Annotated in this window: 1 protein-coding gene, 1 tRNA gene and 1 pseudogene; all 3 read right to left on the bottom strand. The window is 43.1% G+C overall.

All coding sequences use genetic code 11. From position 1 onward, the window contains the following. Nucleotides 1-65: 65 nt before the first annotated feature. The gene (locus AXE77_RS04730; RefSeq protein WP_116712360.1) at nt 66-1,079 is read right to left on the bottom strand and encodes an Abi family protein; all 1,014 of its coding nucleotides are present in this window, start codon (nt 1,077-1,079) and stop codon (nt 66-68) included. A 335-nt stretch (nt 1,080-1,414) separates the two neighbouring features. After that, nucleotides 1,415-1,487, bottom strand: a tRNA-Arg gene (locus AXE77_RS04740). Between the two features lie 666 nt (nt 1,488-2,153). Next, nucleotides 2,154-2,916 (bottom strand): annotated as a pseudogene (locus AXE77_RS06875) (hypothetical protein); the annotation flags it as partial.

Genomic DNA, 2,916 nt, shown 5'->3' on the forward strand with positions numbered 1-2,916 from the left:
TCGGGGCAGATGCGCTCTCGCACTTCCGCCCCCCAAAACCCTAAGGTTTTCAAGCATTTCCAATTTTATCTTTCACATATCCAACTGTCAATAACAGTACAAATAAAAGCAAGCAATGAGTTAAATTTACTCGCTTTATCGTACTCTTTTGTATACTCAGATGCCTTTTTTATAAAATCACCTGCAACGTATCGAATAATGCTTTTTTGATCATTCACGCACTCATCACACTGATAATTCCTATACAGAAATTTCTTATACATATATGCAGTTATCACTATTTCTTTCATCTTCGCATTACACATATTTGATCGCCTCGCACGCTTATTGAAGCCTATAGATTCAATAGCTTTACTTACTTCTTCAAGCACAAGTACGTTGTCAAAACTCTTTTCAGTAATTCCATCCAATATTGAATTAGAATGAGCACAAGCATTACGTACGGATTTTACCCTGCACAATAAGTGATGTTCCTTCTGCATCTCTCTGCTATTCCATCTTTTTGCACAAAAACGATAAAATCTTAACAATGTTCCAAATGTAATACCTTCAACAAATACCCAAATTGGCATTTCACCTGTATACTTTGCTGCTGATTCTCTACTATATTTTCCATCTTTAAGTCGTTCTAATTCAGCAATTAGTATTTTGCGGTCATCGTTATTAAGACTAGACATGTAATCTTCAACAATGGAGTATCCATCTTCTTCAGAATTTTCAGTAAACATTTTCATTAACTTAACTTTTGACTCATGCTCTATAGTTAGAGCTATTAGAAGCAAAAGCCTTTGAAACATCCTATTAAGCTGCTCTATTTTGCATAATTGATCAAAATCCAAGTCAATATACTGACCATTCCTAGACCCACCAACTCTCTTGTTAAACAATTTTTTATATGAACAAGTCTCAAAATAGTATGAGAATGTTGAAAGGTAGGAAATTGCAGAATCTTCAGATTGTTTGTTAAAAGTTATACCTTGCTTCTTAAGATGTTCTATCTGATCTATTGACGAAAGTTTTACAGGCAATTTGTTAATTGCACATGTTTTCTTTATATCCGAATCGCATTGATTATCCATTACTACGTCTTCCCCTTTTCCAAACTATGGATAAATATCGTTTATTTTTGCGAATACTACCCCAACAGCATTCGATGACTATATCCGCGTAATAGTCGAAATTTTGCACCGTCATGAGCATATAGACACTTTGCCCAATAAAAGCATATGGAAGCTTTCTGCGACCACCCCAACTTGATGTAGAATTTTTCGACATCAAGTTTTTGAACTCATCAGCGCATATGCAACTATTCTACAAAACACTACAGGAAAAGCAGCAAATAAACAGGCCGACCGAAACTACTCAGTCACGTGCAGTTTATGCCGCTTGCACAATACGCAAGAAAATCCACACGTGGGCCTAATGGGGTTCGAACCCACGACCTTCTGCTCCGGAGGCAGACGCTCTATCCACTGAGCTACAGGCCCGCAACTTGTGAAAGTATACACGCTAGTAGGGATGCAAGGCGGGAAAACTTGTTAAACCCTCCAAACGCGAGAAAAGTTCCCCACATTTGGAGCACTAAACCACAGACAACCCTCCAAACACGAGACAAGTTCCTCACGTTTGGAGCACCACACCATGCCAAACCCTCCAAACACGAGAGAAACGCTCGCGCGGAGCGAATAGCCACACGACTCTGTCCTGCCTTCGTCAATCGAGACGAAGGCAGACCTCGCTTGCGTTGAAAGCACAGGGTGCTTCCAACTTAAGCGAGTTTCCGCATTGAAGTGCCTACGCGCGCTACGCTTTAAGCGCTTCGGCAGGTCAATACGCAGAAAGGCCCACGGAAAAACCGCGAGCCTTTCACACTACAAGCATCATCACCCGTCCCTAGCGGAAGACAACACTCACCCAGCACTCAGCATCCACCAGCACCACCCCTACCAGCATCAATGGTAAGAAAGAAAAAACGGCAAACCACATCAACCAGCAGAAACAACACCAGCAGAGGCAACAAACCCAAACAAGCCGTCACACGCCGAGCACAAGAATAATCAATAAAAACCGCTTAGCCTAGCACGCCAAACAACGCACTAGACTAAGCAGTCAAACACCAAACCCAGTATTAAACACCAGGCCTGCTAAGCAGCTTAGTGGCGGATCTTACGAAGAGCAGCACCCATACCAGCAAGCACAGAAGCAGCAACAGCAGCCAAAGCTACCACAGCACCCGTGTTAGGAAGCTTAGGAGCCTTAGGAGTCTTAGGAGCTGGCTTTGGAGCAGGAGTTGGCTTGAATGGGGAGTTAGGCTCCTTATCCATAGCATCGCGAACTTCCTTAGCACCAGTATCGCAGCTCAAATCCTTAGCATGATCATTAGCAGAATCAAGCAAAGCAGCAGCACGAGTACGGTTGTTATCAGCAACACCAAGCAAGCCACGAGCCTTAGCAAGCTTCTCCTTGATTACCTTAGCAGCATCCCAATTCTCGGAAGCCTTCGCATCATTGTAATCCTCAGTAAGCTCAGCAACCATATCCTTCACAGCAGCCTCAACATGACCATAGTGAAGCACAGCCTTCTGAAGCTGACGACGAAGACCATTCAAGTAAGCGCAGTTATTGCCACCGAAGTTCTTCAAAATGTTCTCCCAGCCAGTCTGCTTAATACCAAACTCGAGCTTATCAAGCAAAGCATCATAAGCAGCAACATTGGTCACACCACGAGCAGCAAGATCAGCAAACAAGCCCTGATAATTCGTGTAAAGAAGATCAGCAGCCTTAGAATCAACAAGCGAAGGCTCAGTTGGCTTTGGTTCTGGCTTTGGAGCTGGCTTAGCAGCAGTGTAAGGAACCAAAGCAACAAGCTTCTTCAAAGCAGCAGCAAAAGCAGCCTTAGCAGCCTTATCATCCTTA

The organism is Gardnerella massiliensis, assembly GCF_003408845.1.
Classification (GTDB): Bacteria; Actinomycetota; Actinomycetes; order Actinomycetales; family Bifidobacteriaceae; genus Bifidobacterium; species Bifidobacterium vaginale_H.